The sequence below is a fragment of the Bacillus sp. 05T21 genome (assembly GCF_056396785.1).
In genome coordinates, this window is sequence record NZ_JBFTMD010000006.1 from 211,723 (window position 1) to 226,168 (window position 14,446).

At 34.5% G+C, this 14,446-nt stretch carries 17 protein-coding genes; 7 read left to right on the forward strand and 10 right to left on the reverse strand.

The window, feature by feature from the left end; translation table 11 throughout:
- Nucleotides 1-58 precede the first annotated feature (58 nt).
- Together AC1DKZ_RS14740 and AC1DKZ_RS14745 are read left to right on the forward strand one after the other, a co-directional pair.
- Nucleotides 59-355, forward strand: coding sequence for a hypothetical protein (locus AC1DKZ_RS14740; protein WP_476996524.1), 297 nt, complete (start codon nt 59-61; stop codon nt 353-355).
- 103 nt (nt 356-458) lie between these two features.
- A complete protein-coding gene (locus tag AC1DKZ_RS14745; protein WP_002165260.1) occupies nt 459-890 on the forward strand; it encodes a DUF2621 domain-containing protein in 432 nt (143 codons plus the stop codon).
- A 551-nt stretch (nt 891-1,441) separates the two neighbouring features.
- Here AC1DKZ_RS14745 and AC1DKZ_RS14750 read toward each other — a convergent pair.
- Nucleotides 1,442-1,948, reverse strand: coding sequence for a CcdC family protein (locus AC1DKZ_RS14750; protein WP_002014224.1), 507 nt, complete (start codon nt 1,946-1,948; stop codon nt 1,442-1,444).
- 90 nt (nt 1,949-2,038) lie between these two features.
- Entirely contained in the window at nt 2,039-2,746 is a 708-nt protein-coding gene (gene ccdA, locus AC1DKZ_RS14755) for a cytochrome c-type biogenesis protein CcdA (protein WP_001152684.1), read from the reverse strand.
- Nucleotides 2,747-3,238: 492 nt separating this feature from the next.
- On the opposite strand from ccdA, the gene AC1DKZ_RS14760 reads away from it, so the two are divergent.
- Both AC1DKZ_RS14760 and AC1DKZ_RS14765 read left to right on the forward strand, forming a co-directional pair.
- Entirely contained in the window at nt 3,239-4,147 is a 909-nt protein-coding gene (locus tag AC1DKZ_RS14760) for an EamA family transporter (RefSeq protein WP_002033502.1), read from the forward strand.
- An 88-nt stretch (nt 4,148-4,235) separates the two neighbouring features.
- Nucleotides 4,236-5,396, forward strand: coding sequence for a M20 peptidase aminoacylase family protein (locus AC1DKZ_RS14765; RefSeq protein WP_476996525.1), 1,161 nt, complete (start codon nt 4,236-4,238; stop codon nt 5,394-5,396).
- 21 nt (nt 5,397-5,417) lie between these two features.
- Here AC1DKZ_RS14765 and AC1DKZ_RS14770 read toward each other — a convergent pair whose 3' ends face one another.
- The 4 genes from AC1DKZ_RS14770 to alsR form a co-directional block, all read right to left on the reverse strand.
- Nucleotides 5,418-6,365 (reverse strand): ABC transporter permease, encoded by a 948-nt coding sequence (locus AC1DKZ_RS14770; protein WP_002128553.1) that lies wholly within the window; start codon nt 6,363-6,365, stop codon nt 5,418-5,420.
- Nucleotides 6,358-7,269 (reverse strand): ABC transporter ATP-binding protein, encoded by a 912-nt coding sequence (locus AC1DKZ_RS14775; protein ID WP_002014392.1) that lies wholly within the window; start codon nt 7,267-7,269, stop codon nt 6,358-6,360. The genes AC1DKZ_RS14770 and AC1DKZ_RS14775 overlap by 8 nt, the downstream gene beginning before the upstream one ends.
- 94 nt (nt 7,270-7,363) lie before the next feature.
- Complete coding sequence (locus AC1DKZ_RS14780; protein WP_476996526.1) at nt 7,364-7,939, reverse strand: ABC transporter permease; 576 nt, start codon at nt 7,937-7,939, stop codon at nt 7,364-7,366.
- Between the two features lie 253 nt (nt 7,940-8,192).
- A complete protein-coding gene (gene alsR, locus AC1DKZ_RS14785; protein WP_002033496.1) occupies nt 8,193-9,101 on the reverse strand; it encodes an acetoin biosynthesis transcriptional regulator AlsR in 909 nt (302 codons plus the stop codon).
- A gap of 151 nt (nt 9,102-9,252) precedes the next feature.
- On the opposite strand from alsR, the gene AC1DKZ_RS14790 reads away from it, so the two are divergent.
- The gene (locus tag AC1DKZ_RS14790) at nt 9,253-9,618 is read left to right on the forward strand and encodes a CidA/LrgA family holin-like protein (RefSeq protein WP_000872360.1); all 366 of its coding nucleotides are present in this window, start codon (nt 9,253-9,255) and stop codon (nt 9,616-9,618) included.
- Complete coding sequence (locus AC1DKZ_RS14795) at nt 9,615-10,292, forward strand: LrgB family protein (RefSeq protein WP_002137763.1); 678 nt, start codon at nt 9,615-9,617, stop codon at nt 10,290-10,292. The genes AC1DKZ_RS14790 and AC1DKZ_RS14795 overlap by 4 nt, the downstream gene beginning before the upstream one ends.
- A 13-nt stretch (nt 10,293-10,305) precedes the next feature.
- Here the strand turns inward: AC1DKZ_RS14795 and AC1DKZ_RS14800 are convergent, their stop codons facing one another.
- Nucleotides 10,306-10,719, reverse strand: a complete 414-nt coding sequence (locus AC1DKZ_RS14800; RefSeq protein WP_242248016.1) for an NUDIX hydrolase — start codon at nt 10,717-10,719, stop codon at nt 10,306-10,308.
- A gap of 141 nt (nt 10,720-10,860) precedes the next feature.
- Here AC1DKZ_RS14800 and AC1DKZ_RS14805 point away from each other — a divergent pair, with 141 nt between their 5' ends.
- Nucleotides 10,861-11,061, forward strand: a complete 201-nt coding sequence (locus AC1DKZ_RS14805) for a DUF3903 domain-containing protein (RefSeq protein WP_476996527.1) — start codon at nt 10,861-10,863, stop codon at nt 11,059-11,061.
- Between the two features lie 320 nt (nt 11,062-11,381).
- Here AC1DKZ_RS14805 and AC1DKZ_RS14810 read toward each other — a convergent pair whose 3' ends face one another.
- The 3 genes from AC1DKZ_RS14810 to AC1DKZ_RS14820 all read right to left on the reverse strand — a co-directional run bounded on the left by AC1DKZ_RS14810 (nt 11,382) and on the right by AC1DKZ_RS14820 (nt 14,285).
- Nucleotides 11,382-12,137, reverse strand: a complete 756-nt coding sequence (locus AC1DKZ_RS14810; RefSeq protein ID WP_002128564.1) for a sulfite exporter TauE/SafE family protein — start codon at nt 12,135-12,137, stop codon at nt 11,382-11,384.
- 108 nt (nt 12,138-12,245) lie between these two features.
- Complete coding sequence (locus tag AC1DKZ_RS14815) at nt 12,246-12,392, reverse strand: BC1881 family protein (RefSeq protein WP_002033491.1); 147 nt, start codon at nt 12,390-12,392, stop codon at nt 12,246-12,248.
- 165 nt (nt 12,393-12,557) lie between these two features.
- The gene (locus tag AC1DKZ_RS14820; RefSeq protein WP_476996528.1) at nt 12,558-14,285 is read right to left on the reverse strand and encodes an S-layer homology domain-containing protein; all 1,728 of its coding nucleotides are present in this window, start codon (nt 14,283-14,285) and stop codon (nt 12,558-12,560) included.
- Nucleotides 14,286-14,446: the final 161 nt, after the last annotated feature.

Consider the following 14,446-nt stretch of genomic DNA (forward strand, 5'->3'; position numbering starts at 1 on the left):
AGTATACTAGATTAGAACGTATGTTCTTAATAATTACATACAGTAAGGAGATAGAACAATGGTATACGACACAAAAGCAATTTCTTGGAATGCATCTTTAAAACAACTTCAACGCCGCTATACAAACAAACAAGTTGACCGAAAAGAATTTGAAGATATTGAACTAATGGCATTCTTCCGCGATAACGACTACATTCCTTTACCTACACATATAAGCGGCCTATCAACAGCACGTTTTACTTCTTACTCTATTTTCACAACTGAAGATAAAGATCGTAAAGTTGGCACACTCATCATTGAATATGTAGAAAATGACAATGATATTTTATGTGTTGAACAACTATACTTCGTTTAAACTACAACGCTTGGTCAAATTGACCAAGCGTTCTTGCTTTCTATGAATCTCACTGTTTATAATATGAATAAAAGAAAACCGCAATCATTAAGGGGGGATACACTTGCTCGAAGGATGGTTCAGTTGGTTTATTGTATTATGGACTGTTATTTTATTAGGACTTATGTCTATCGGTGGATACTTTATGTTCAGAAAATTTTTAAAACGATTACCGAAAGAAGACGGTATGTCCATTTTAGATTGGGAAGAGCATTACATAAATAAAACGAGACATTTATGGGCTGACGAACAAAAACAATTGTTAGAAGAACTAGTAAGTCCCGTTCCTGAACTATTTCGTGATGTTGCCAAATCAAAAATTGCCGGTAAAATTGGGGAACTTGCAATAAAGGAAAACGCTCCAAAAATTACACAAGATTTAATCATACAAGGATATATCGTTGCCACACCGAAGCGCGATCATAAATTTTTAATTAAGAAACTACAAGAAAAAGAGATTGATTATTCTAACTATAAAACTTTACTTGCAAAGTAAGCCCATTATTCCTTATAAAAAAGATTGCTATTTTATAGCAATCTTTTTTATAAGCTCAACTTACAGTTACTGATTTTGTAGCAATTAATCTCGCTTTCGCTAAATCTATCTGTAACCCTACAGCACTCGTATAAATCGTATCACCAGTACCTGTAATATTTACAGAGGTATATGTTGTATTCGCAGCAATTGATCCTGTTGCATTTATATTTGCAATATTAGATTCGGCTCAAGACACTTAAGCTAAGCGAAATTTCGTCATTAACATTCCACTTTCATGTTGTATCAGTACCATCAAGTGGAGTAATTGTTAATGAAGGAACGTCTCCTATACGATCCAACCTAATCTAACTTAGCCACCAATTACCGATGATAAAACTTCAAACCAAATAGTATTCCTTATATCGGTCCATTCGTAACGTCAAACTTAAATTGCTTCTTCGATGGTCGACAATTTATACATCACAACTAGAATTGAGGAAGTTACCTTTCAGTGATTAACAAAAAACAACGTCTAATCAGACGTTGTTTCTTTATACATATAACACTCTTTACGTTAACTTCATATCTTTTTCATTATAAAAACCATCTTCTTTTTCCATTTCCTTCTGTAATTTCGTAAAGGAACGGTACATTGCAATTCTCCATGAAACGATCATTGCAAACGCAAGTAAGAAGAACATGCCACTAAGTTGTCCTAAATCAAGAGATTGGCTTAAGTATGTTTTAAATACAATCCGCACGACAAGTAATCCAATTAGTATAAAAACAAATGCTTTTGAACGCTTCAAATAAATCTCTTGTCCTCTAATTTCAAATTTAGATGTTTTAATAAGAAAAATAGAGAAAAACAAACCGACGCCAATTGCTTCTAACATTTCTGCTGGAGTTAATCGAAATTCAGGAAAAACAAACATCAACGCTCCCGTGCTCATAAAAAATGGGGGAAGTATAATTTTTTTCAATGTTGCAGGTTTCTTAGCTGCTTTTAAACGAATAAACATCGCACCGACAGCCATACAAACAGCAACGATACTTGATAACAGAACTATGTTCATATTTTCTCATCCTTTTTTGTGGCTATATGCAAAATATAATTTTATTATATGCTTTTCCGTTAGTATTTCCAACATTTTCACAGAATAATACTAAAAACCGGTAAAACCACCAAATAAACTTGAGAAATATACGATAATTTTCGTCATCCAGTTAAAATATAGGAAGATACCCATGACAATCATAACGTATCCTCCAATCTTCATGAATTTCATACTATTTCTTTTAATCCAAGACATTTTCGTAATAAAGAATGAAAGTACGAAAAACGGGATAGCAAATCCAAGTATGTAAGCAATCATATAAATCATTGCCGATTCTGGATTTGTTGCAGCTAATCCAATTACAGACACTAATATAGGCCCAGTACAAGGTGTCCATCCAGCAGCAAATGCCAATCCAATTAAAACTGAACCAAAATAACCACTCGGACGATTTTTAAACGTAAATTTACGGTCTTGCATTAAAAACTTCGGTTTAAACACACCGACAATAATAAGACCGAACACGATGATAAATATACCACCTAACTGTCTAATTAAATCTTTATAATTTGTAAAGATGCCTCCAATAAAACTTGTACCAAATCCAATTGCAATAAAAATAATTGAAAAACCAAGTAAGAAAAACGCTGTATGTATCATACTTCTTTTGCGAAGCATTGCATTTTCTTCTTTCAATTCAGAAACCGACATACCTGTTATGTATGATAAAAATGCCGGATAAAGCGGTAAGCAACATGGGGATATAAACGATAAGAACCCAGCTCCAAACGCTAAAAAAATACTAATATCTTGCATTATTCCACTCCTCTCCTCTCCTCTTCAATATTGTAGCAAAAACAATTGAAAATACTATGGACATTTCATGAATTCACTTTTCCAACATGACAATAAGAAAAACTACCCTTTCACACACTTTCTAATAAAACGTTTTCATTCCCTTCTATTATATAGAAAAATCTCAATTGAATTATGAAACTCTTTCTAATTGTTACTAACATAACAAAGGTTCCACAGTTTCTCAAATGATTAGCACATTACAATTGACTTCACACCTATTGGCCTTAAAATTTTTTTTCAAATGCTGTCTTTATACAACATAAAGCTGATTTTACAATACTTTAATTATTATTAATTTCAAGATTATGCATAAATATCATACTTTTATTATTATTCTATAAAATTTTGCACTTTTCTTTCATTTGACCCTTCATTTTTAATTTTGTATACTTCCATCTAGTTATATATGTCCGTTACGGAACAAGTTCATATAGATGGGAGGAATTTTTCATGCTTCGTTATTCTCTTTTAGTTTTATTAGGAGCGTGTAGTTATGGGGTTTTAGCTATTTTTGTTAAACTTGCATATGCAGAAGGGTTTTCACTTGGAGAGGTAATTGGTAGCCAGTATTTGTTCGGTTGGATTATTTTACTTGCTATTACACTTCTATTTTCTAGACATCGTGTTCCACTAAAACAAATGTTAATTTTATTCGTCGCAGGAACGTCTGCAAGTTTTACTGGAATTTTTTATTACGCTTCTTTAAAAACTGTACCAGCTTCTATTGCAATTATACTTTTATTCCAGTTCGTTTGGGTTGGGATTATCATTGAAGCAGTCGCAACAAAAACATTACCTTCCAGAGAAAAAGTTATTTCAGTAATCTTCTTACTTGCAGGTACATTTTTATCAAGTGGGTTATTAGAAACATCAGCTGGTGATTTCGATACGACTGGAATCATTTTAGGTTTATTATCTGCTGTTACATTTGCAACATACATTTTCGTAAGTGGCAAAGTTGCCGTTGAAGTACCTTCATTAACACGCGGTGTCCTTTTAATGGCTGGCGCTTTAACTTTAGTCATGATCGTATTCCCGCCAACATTTATTTTTAACGGGGCGATCTCTCAAGGCCTTTGGAAATACGGCTTAGGATTAGGAATATTTAGTATCGTTATTCCGTCCATTGCCTTTACAATTGGCATTCCAAAAATCGGTTCTGGCTTAGCAACTATTCTTGGTGCAGCAGAACTGCCAGTTACAACAATTATGTCTGTATTCGTTTTAAAAGAAGCTGTACTATCGTCACAATGGATCGGTGTATCACTTATTTTAATCGGTATCGCAATTCCGCAAATTGCATACGCAATGCGTGGACGTTATAAAAAACAGCATACTCATAAAAAAGTTGCAGCATAAAACGAGAGAGGATTTTCATTTGAGAATCCTCTCTTTTATTATTGTATAATTAATACAAATACTTCACTTAAGAAAGAGGGCATAATAAGTGGCATCTATTCCTGATCAATTAACAGAAAAACTTATTTCCATTCGTCGGTATTTACATGAAAATCCAGAACTATCATACGAAGAATTTGAAACAACAAAAGCGATAAAAAATTGGTTAGACGAGGCCAATATCACTATTATTGATTCCAATTTAGAAACAGGAGTTATCGCTGAAATTTCTGGTAATAAAAAAGGACCGGTTGTAGCGCTTCGTGCTGATATCGATGCCCTTCCTATTCAGGAAGAAACAGACCTTCCATACACTTCAAAAATACAAGGTAAAATGCATGCTTGTGGGCATGATTTTCATACAGCTGCTGTATTGGGTGCGGCTTACTTATTAAAAGAAAAAGAAGCTTCTCTTAATGGAACTGTCCGCCTTATATTCCAGCCAGCTGAAGAAAGTAGTAATGGTGCTTGCAAAGTTATTGAAGCTGGGCATTTACGTGGCGTGCAAGCTATTTTCGGTATGCATAATAAACCTGATTTACCAGTAGGTACAATCGGTATTAAAGATGGGCCACTAATGGCCGGAGTTGATCGATTTGAAATTGAAATCCATGGTGTTGGTACACATGCAGCTGTGCCTGATGCCGGCGTCGATCCTATCGTTGCATCATCTCAAATCGTTATGGCACTTCAAACGATTGTAAGCCGAAATATTAGTTCTTCTCATAACGCTGTCGTAAGTGTAACAAACATTCATTCAGGGAATACGTGGAACGTTATTCCCGAAAAAGCAATATTAGAAGGAACTGTCCGTACATTCCAAGCTGAAACACGTGAAAAGATTCCGGCATTAATGAAACGTATCATTAAAGGCGTTTCTAATGCACTAGGTGTAAAAACAGAATTTCGATTTTACCCAGGTCCTCCTGCTGTTCAAAACGATAAAGTACTCACTGATTTTTCTATTCATATTGCAGAGAAAATGAATCTAAACGTTATCTCTCCTACACCATCAATGGCAGGAGAAGACTTTTCTTTTTACCAACAAGAAATACCAGGCTCATTCGTCTTTATGGGAACAAGTGGTACACATGAATGGCATCATCCAGCTTTTACAGTAGATGAAAAAGCATTGCCTATTAGCGCAGAGTATTTCGCCCTATTAGCCGAAGAAGCTATTCATCAATTATTACAAACAAAAAGCCGTTAAGTTACCCTTAACGGCTTTTGCTTATGCTGTTAAATCTCGTTTTATAAATACAGTATAGGAAACCCCTAAAAATACAGCTAAGTATAGAAGAAGCATACAAGAAGCAAATGGGAATGTTACTCCATCAATAAAGCTTCCACCCTTTAAAAGCCCATATAAATCTGTATTCGCTGGTAATAAATATTTCGCCCATTCATATCTTGCTGCCGGAATTAGCGCTATTCCCCCTGATAATGCAAGAAATAAAGAAATCCCGATTGCACCTCCGCTCGATCTCGTTAAAACGGAAATCATAAAGGCAAATGCAGCATACACAAGAGTTGGTAACCAAGATAAAATATAATATTTACTTGCTTCTACGAAAATATTTTGTTTTATTATATTTCCATTTTGAACGACAAATTCAGCCCAAGCTGGTTGTTGGAATTTATAAATAATCAACCCGCATAATACGGAAAAAATCATATTAAATATAAATAATAATGCCGCAAATATAACGATTGCCAAAAACTTAGATGTTAAAATTTTAAATCGGCTCGCTGGACGAATTGTTAAAAATTTATATGTTCCCCAGCTATATTCATTCGCAAAAATCGTACTCGCATATACGAGAATAAACGGAAGTAAAATTGGAAATACGATAAAACCTGTATCTCTCATAAATGAAAGCGGAGAACTACTTGCTGGCGCTGTATTCGTATCTAAATGCTTCATTTTAAGCTGGTATTCCTTTACAAGCTCGTCTCCTGACTTTTCTGTTAAAATATCCTCTTTTTTCATGCCGAGCTTTTTCTCAATTTCTACAGTGCGTTCTGTATAATCCGCTTTCCACCCTTTTGTTTCTGGCTCTAAATATTTTACCGTAACCCATCCTAATCCAATAATTAATACCGCAATAACTGCAAAAGGAATAATCGTTCGCTTTCGCTTAAATATTTTATACAGCTCGTTATAAACTAAATTAAACAATATCTTTTCCTCCTGTTAATTCTAAAAACTGCTCTTCTAGCGTTTTTCTTTCTTCATATACACGATAAACTTGAATGTTTTTCTCCATCAATGTACGAAGAATATTTGGAACTTCTTCATCTTTCACGTTTATAATTAATTCGTTTTCTTTTACTAAAACATCGTATTCTAAAACCTCTGCCGCTTTATTCGCATCATCTACACGTATATGTATTTCTTCTGTTTCTTCCTTTTTATCACTTTGAATATTTTGTGTTGCGACATATTCTCCATGCTGAATAATAATAACCCTGTCACACATTAATTCAACTTCTGAGAGTAAGTGACTAGAAACAAGAACAGCTTTTCCTTGTTCATGCGCAATTTTCTTTATGTACATCCGCATTTCATGTATACCACTAGGATCTAATCCGTTCGTCGGTTCGTCTAGTATTAATACATCTGGATTATGTATAAGTGCCTGAGCAATTCCTAAACGCTGTCTCATACCGAGTGAATATGCTTTTACTTTACGGTCAATTACTTGTCCCATTCCTAACAATTGCACTACTTCATCGATACGCTCTTCAGTCACATTCCCATTCATTCGTCCGAAATATGTTAAATTTTCATAGCCGCTTAAGAAAGGATAAAATTCTGGTGTCTCAATTACAGCACCAATTTTCGCAGCAGTTTTTTCAAATTGCTGTTTTACAGATTGACCATCAATCCATACTTCCCCTTCTGTCATACGGATCATTCCGACCATCATTCGCATTAATGTCGTTTTTCCAGCACCATTTGGTCCTAATAAGCCAACTACTTCACCTTTTTTCACTTCAAAACTAATATTTTCTACTAACGTCTTTGAACCAATTCGCTTTGTTAATCGATCAACTTTTACGATCGCTTGCTCATTTATCATTCCATACAACCTTTCTTCTTAACTCTTTTTTTCAGTTCTTCCCACTGTATCATGATTAATAACATGTGTAAAATGAAGAAAAAGCCATGATTTCTCATGCCTTTCTCCTCGTTTCATATGACTTTTCACCCTTTAACCTTTGTGTAAACCTACAACATTGCCACATTGATATTATAATGACGGTTATCATAACAACTGCCGTTATCACTACCGCATACATCGGAATCGGTGCATTGGTTATCCCTTGGATTCCTACTGCTTTCATAAAAATAATAATAAATAATTTCAAAAATAACATACCATGAATTAATCCGAAAACAAAAGCTCCTCCGTAAGTTAATAATTGCTCCTGACATAATAAACATGACATTTCTTTTCTTGTCATCTTCACTACTTCATACGATTTAAACTCCTCTCTTCTTACCTGTAAAAGAGAGGTTGTCATTTTATATGTAACGAAAATACACACAAAAACTATAAATAGAAACATAGCATAAAACCACTTTACAAACATAGGTGTATATTCCGCTTTACTTATTACAGCTTCATTAAATCGGAATGATATCATAAAAAAACAAAGCATTGTATTCATAGCAATCCACATAAATTGTTTTAACCTTTGGGCAGCAAATGTTTGTATATTTTTTCTCGCTAACCGAAATAAAGACATAATTTCCCCCTACCTTGCTTCATAACATACGCATTCTATACTACTAGTGTATAAAAATATGACATTTTAAACATCGCACTTCAATCGGAATCTTTACTAAGCCTTTAGTCCTAGAAACCAAGCATATTTACCTCTTTAGCATTGAATAAAAAACAAAAAACGGAAATGCACTTTAGTTACATTTCCGTTTTTTGTTTAACGAGGTGAATCTTTATATAACTTAATTATCATGACTGCCTTGTAACTCCATCAACTATTCAGCCTTCGCATCTTCCACTTCAATCCTTTTTTTCTCTCTTGCAATTTTCAAAAACTCTAACAACTCTGGATTGTTATTCATTTTTTTATAAGCCACTGACATTTCTGCAACAAAATTAGAATCACATAACTCTTTATATACAACTTCTGTTTTATACAATTTATTTGCGGATACAGGTATTACCGTAATTCCAATACCTGCCGCTACAAGCCCCATAACAGTTTGATACTCCGTTGCTTCTTGTACAATGTGCGGACTAAAACCTACATCACGGCAAAGCGATAAAATTGTATCATATAACGCTGGCCATACTGGTCTCGTAATAAATACGAACGGTTCATCCCTTAAATCTTCGATATGTATTTCGTCCTTTTCAGCAAGAGGATGTGCCTTCGGTAAACATAACGTACATGAAAGTTTTTGAATTGGTTCTAACTCAAGTAATTGCGTTGGAATTGGCGGACGTAAAAATCCAATATCAATTCGATTATCATGAAGTGCATGCACCTGATCCGGTGTGGACAATTCATGTAATGCTACAGACACTCTCGGAAATTTCTTTCTATACTCTCTGACGATTGACGGTAAAATATCATATATCGCCGCACCTACAAAACCAATTGAAAGTGATCCAACTTCTCCCCTTTGAGCACTTTGTGCAACTTCTACTGCTTTTTCAATTTGTTCAAACGCTTTTTTTACTTCTTTTAAAAACATTTCTCCTGCTTCTGTTAATTCAACCTTTCTCTTCGTTCTTGAAAATAACATAACTCCCATTTCTTTTTCTAATTGCTGAATTTGTTGACTAAGCGGTGGTTGTGTCATTTGTAAACGAGCAGCTGCTCGTCCAAAGTGTAATTCCTCTGCCACTACAACAAAATATTGCAAATGCCGTAATTCCATTTTGGACACCCTTTTCACTTTCGATTAATACATCTAATATATTAATAACATATAATATATATATTAGACAAATATTTCGAATGAACGTATAGTATAAATTGTTAATTCTTTTTTACAATTTTTATGTAAAAAACAAAGAGGTGGTTACTGTATGAAATGGTGGAAGTTAAGCGGACAAATTTTATTATTATTTTGTTTCGCTTGGACAGGTGAATGGATTGCAAAACAGGCACACCTCCCAGTTCCAGGAAGTATAATCGGTATTTTTTTATTGTTAATCTCATTAAAATTTAATATAGTGAAAAAAGAATGGATACAAGACGGTGCAGACTTTTTATTAAAAGAACTTATTTTATTTTTCATTCCCTCTGCAGTCGCTGTCATTCGTTACAAAGATACATTATCACAGTATGGAATCGATCTCATTTTAATTATCGTGATTAGTACACTTTGTGTCACTCTCGTAACAGGACTTTTAACAGAATTGCTATTAAAGCGGAAAGGATCAACACAATGATCGGCTTTCTTTGTTTACTATTAACACTATTCACATATTGGGTATCTAAAAAAATGTATCAACGCTGGAATTGGAGTTTGCTTTCTCCCCTTCTTGTATGCCCAATCATTTTAATCGCTTTATTACTTGGATTAGATACACCATACGAAACCTACGAATCTGGTAGTCATTGGCTAACAGAATTATTAAAACCTGCAACAGTTGCTTTCGCATGGCCAATCTATAAACATTTTGATCTATTAAAAAAACACGGCACTGCTATTTTAATTAATGTCATTGTCGGTTCTTTTCTATCTGTTATTACTTCCGCACTACTAGCTAATTTTTTTCAAATTGACTCTACAATAGAACAAAGTTTAGCACCGCACATTGTAACAACACCTATTGCAATGGCTATTTCAGAAATGATTGGCGGCATGTCACAATTAACAGCAGTTTTCGTTGTATTAACTGCCTTAACTGGAGCTTTATTCGGTCCTACACTCATACGCATATGCCGTATTAAAACAGCGCTCGCAAAAGGTATAATGCTAGGTACTAGCGCGAATGGGACTGGAACATCAAAAGCATTTGAAATCGGTCCTGTAGAAGGTACAATTGCAAGTTTATCAATGCTTTTAACAGCTGGAGCTAGTTTAGTTATCGTTCCACTTTTCTTATCTTGGATACACTAAAAAAAGCAAGTATTTACACACTTGCTTTTTTATTTATATATCGGTATATTAGCTCGTAATCCTCCGGAAAAGCTAATGCTAATTTTCCAACTTCATGTATCCCTTTCCAATCAATCTCATGTATTAACTCATCCGGATCTTGGATTTTCATATTACCGCCTATTTTTTTAACAAAGTAATAATGAACATACACCGGAATCCCGTATGTAATACCTTCTTTTTCGTATATTTTATTTACAACCTCCACATTGTAGCCTGTTTCCTCCCAAACTTCCCTGATACAACATTCTTCTAGTGTTTCTCCCTTTTCAAGTCCTCCACTTGGGACAGACCACCTTTTTTCTTCCCCTTCTTTTCCTTGCAATACCATTAAAATTTCATTTCTTTCATTCATACAAATAGCTGCCGTACCTATCCATCTCTCCATATACATCCCTCCCCTACTAAAATTCGTCTTCTTTTTTATTTCCCCTTTGAAAAAAGAGGAAATAAGTAAAAAGATGCCGAAAGTTTACATCAACTTCATGAGCAGTCCCTTCTTAGAAATTCAAACCGGAAGGATGAAATTATGATTTCTAAATATATTGTGGAATGTGTTTTTTGTGAAGAAAACCGAAAACCTCGGCAAGCCGTTGTCACAGTGCCTGCTACTTCTCAGCTACTAGCCATTCAAAAAGTACGAGCTGAATGTAAACGTCGCTTCGGAAAAACTTTATTATTGCAAACAGAAATTAAAGAAGGCTTACTCATTGAACAAAAAGAAAGCTGACCATAAATTGGCCAGCTTTCTTATCCGATCATATTTTCACATGAAGATTAGGGGCATCCTCTTTAAGGATCGGGATTTACCCATTATGTGCGTTCCATAATGGTCATCGAACAATATATTTCTATACAATAAACTATTGAATAGAATAGGGCAAAACTTGTTCGCATTTTTAGAAAAGGGATAGGGATATAATTCAAGTAATACTTCGAATACTCGAACTTTATACTCATTATATTAAAGCAAATCCTTTTATATGAGAAATATGAATTACTTACATAATTCATTCGTAAAATATATTAATAGATTTCTATATATTCTCTTTAATCTACTAACAACATACATCCAGCTAATATTGGTGTCATAATCATCGAAAACCTTAGAAGCATGCGAGGTGCATAATTTGTAAACTTAGCTCCTATATATGCTCCTAACATTGTCCCGATTAAAACTTGTACTAATAATACATAATCTAAATACCCTTCCGAACTATATCCAAACCCACCTCCAATTGCGATTGGTAATATAACGAGCATTGTCGTCCCTACAGATTGACGGATTGTTAAACCTAATAGAACCATTAATCCGAGTTGGATAAAAGGTGCTGAGCCAATACCAAATGCACCTGCTAAAATTCCAGTCACCAATCCGAGGAATATACATTTAATCACGTTATCTTTCGAAAGTTCTTTATGCCCTTTTAAAGACGACTGTGATCTTTTTTGAAACATAATCAACCGAATAAACATAAAAATTGCCGATAAAAATAACATACCAGCTGTAAACCAATGCAACAGATGTGCTGGTATTAACGAACCAAACTTTGAACCAATATAGGATCCAAACGCGCCAAATCCCCCAACAACTCCGCCTATTACAAGCACAACATTCCCTTCTCGGTAATGACTTACTACTCCAGATAATGTCGTAAATGCCATCGCAGTTAAAGATGTTGCAAGAGCAACATGAATAGGGATATGGAATACTAGAGTGAGTATCGCGATGATAAATCCTGCTCCCCCTGCTCCGACAAATCCTAATAAAACTCCCATTAATAACATTGTTATAATAATTGCCACATAATTCCCCTCCAATATCCCCATTATCTATCATATACACACTTCTATACAAACAAAAAGCACCCTAAGCGGATGCTCTTTCTACTTTTCTATATTAATAATATGTACTTACTCTTGATTAATCAAAATAACAGCTGGACCAGAAACAACTACTCCGGCCACTTCTATCTTTTCAAATTCCATCACTGTAATAGATATAACCCCTTCTCTTTCCATCAATTCCTTACTCAGGACATCAGTCGGTATTGATTTCACCGCCCTACCTCCTTTTCATTTTATACGAAATTACAAAAAATTACCCAATGCATCTAAATATATGCATCACCTCCACTTTCATTCCTTATTCCAGCCAAAATTCACATCCCCTTTCTATAACATATTGAAAAATAAAAAGCACTCGCCAAAGCGAATGCCTTTCCATTATTTACTCTCTATTACTTTTAACATTCTATTAATAAATACTGCCGATTCCCCACGTGTTGCAGAACCTTTTGGCATAAACTCATTATTCTCATTCCCTTTTACAATACCTAACCCATAAACACGTTGAACCGCCTGTTTATCATACGCTAAATTTTGATCCGTAAATGGTAATGAAACTAAATTACCTTTTATATTTTTGTATTGCAATGCACGATCAATCATAATAACAGCTTCATCACGTTTAATCGTATCATTCGGAGCAAATATATCATTTCCTCGTCCACTTATAATCCCAGCACTAGCTGCACGATTAATACCATCTACTAACGATGGATGGGCTGTGCTTAAATCTTTAAAATTCGATTTCCCCTCTGGTAATTGCAATGATCTTGAAACTAAATTCGCAAATTCACCACGTGTTACAAGACGTTCTGGCCAGTAAGAACCCTTCCCGTCTCCAACCATAATACCTCTTTTATCTAATTCACGAATATCTGCTTCATACCAACCGCCAGTTATATCATCTTTATGATTCGTATCATAATAAGCTTTCGTTCCCTGTAAAAATGGCTCCCACGCATTATTCCTTATCATAATGGCCGGACAATTCTTTCCGCTCCAAAATTGATGTTTTTTCACATTTTCTAAGGGAATATTTAATTCCCCCATTAAATAGGCTGCTAGTTTGCGAGCATTTTCCACAGCTTTATTATAATCACCATCTTGATTGACAGCAATTTCAATTGCAATTGATTCTCTGTTACCAGTTCCTTCTGCTCCATCTCCAGCATGCCAAGCATTTTCATTTAATGGTAGATGTTGATAAATTTCTTTATCATCTACTGTAAAATGCCAAGATGCTGAACGATCAGTCGTTCCTGTTGCTTGGCTGTATAAATATTGTGCATGGTTTCTAGCATTTGCTCCAACACTATAATTATCCGTCTCATGAATTGTAATGTATTTTGGTTTCATCGCATAACCTGGACGGATATTTTCATTACCTGTTGGTACAATCATTTCCTTTAATGGTACACCGTAAATATCCGTTGTTTTCTCTTCTATTGGTGCAGTATACATAACCGCTGCACGTTTCGTACGAGTTGGAGTTGTGCTTTGAATAAGAGATGCTTTTGTACCCTCAAATTTTGCTGAAGGTGAATAAATCCATTTCACCTCATTATCTATTTGGACTTGGAACCACTCTCCAACTTGTCCAATTGCAATAATTGTTTGCGGTTGTAACACTTTTTCGTCTTTATATGAATTAAATGGTGCGGAATATGTAGCTGTCTCTTCATTAATTACTAATTTTTCGTTTGCCAAGTGATAAACTTCCTTAACCTCTACATTTCCTTCACTACTTTGTATCCACCCAGCTCCAGATTCTGTTTGTATATAGTAAGCGTTTCCTTTTTGTTTTTCGGCTTTCACTACTTGATTAGAAAGCTGAACACCTGTCGCTTTTTGTAACTCAGCAGAATCAAATAAAGATGCTGAACCTATTATATGTACAAAAAAATCTCCTTGTACTTCATTTGTTATTCCTTTGCTCTCTCCACGTCCATCTTCATCTTTCATATGGCTTTCAATACTTTTTAATGCTTGATCGTCTGTTGAAATTGTTACGGTCTTTTCTACTGTGTCTGCATAGGAAAAACTTGGAATCGTTACCATGCTAAATACAATTGATGCAGCTAAAACATTATAAAATTCTTTTTTCATACTAATTATTTAACACGTTTATATCTTAATTCGTGTTAACTTCCCTCCCTAATCTAAAATATTTAAGGCTATCTAGCAGACTTCTAAACTAAATAACCCTTTACAATATAACAAACTCTATCTCATTCGTATAGATAGGAATGACTACTATTTGCCTACTT